This window comes from Pseudomonas agronomica, assembly GCF_025917275.1.
Lineage (GTDB): Bacteria > Pseudomonadota > Gammaproteobacteria > Pseudomonadales > Pseudomonadaceae > Aquipseudomonas > Aquipseudomonas agronomica.
Window position 1 is genome coordinate 1 of record NZ_JAOSHO010000905.1, and the last position, 983, is coordinate 983.

Genomic DNA, 983 nt, shown 5'->3' on the forward strand with positions numbered 1-983 from the left:
TCGCGAGCAAGCTCGCTCCCACAGGGGGATGTGGGGTGAATATGGATTTTGTGTTCAGCGCAGAATAAATGTGGGAGCGAGCCTGCTCGCGAAGAGGCTCGACCAGACGCCAGTGCCGTGGGTGGATTATCATTAGCCACCTAACGACACCCTCCTCAAGGTCCCCGGCATGCTGGCAATTTTCCTCGAAACCCTGAACATCACCGCGCCGGTGTTTGCCATGCTGTTCCTGGGGACATTGCTCAAGCGTATCTACTGGATCAACGACAACTTCATCCACATCGCCTCGTCCCTGGTGTTCAACGTCACCATGCCGGCGCTGTTGTTCCTCGGGATCCTGCACGCCGACTTGCACGCGGCGTTGCAACCGGACCTGCTGATCTATTTCTCGATTGCCACCCTTGTAAGCTTTGCGATGGCCTGGGGCTGGGCGATCTGGCGATGCCCGCGGGAGGATCGCGGCATCTATACCCAGGGCGCGTTTCGCGGCAATAACGGCGTGATCGGCCTCGCGCTGGCCGCAAGCATGTACGGTGACTACGGGATTTCCCTGGGGGCGATTCTCGCGGCGCTGGTGATCCTGTTCTACAACACCTTGTCGACCATCGTGCTGGCGGTCTACAGCCCGGTGATCAAGTCCGATCCGTGGAGCATCTGCAAAAGCGTGATCAGCAACCCGCTGATCATCAGCGTGATCGTCGCCGCGCCGTTCGCCTATTGGCAGATCGGCCTGCCGAACTGGTTCGAGACCTCGGCCAAGTACCTCTCGCAAATGACCTTGCCCCTGGCGCTGATCTGCATCGGCGGCACGCTGTCGCTGGCGGCCTTGCGCAAGAGCGGCAAGATGGCCTTGAGTTCGAGCCTGGTGAAGATGGTCGGCTTGCCGCTGGTGACCACACTGGGCGCATGGCTGTGGGGGTTTCGCGGGGCGGAGCTGGGGATCCTGTTCCTGTACTTCGGCAGCCCTACCGCCGCCGCCAGCT

General features: G+C 61.0%; 1 protein-coding gene. It reads left to right on the forward strand.

Translation table 11 applies throughout. The annotated features are described in order from the left end of the window. Window positions 1–169: 169 nt before the first annotated feature. Window positions 170–983: AEC family transporter (locus tag OC610_RS28025; RefSeq protein ID WP_264432867.1), on the forward strand; the 814-nt coding region annotated here is incomplete at its 3' end.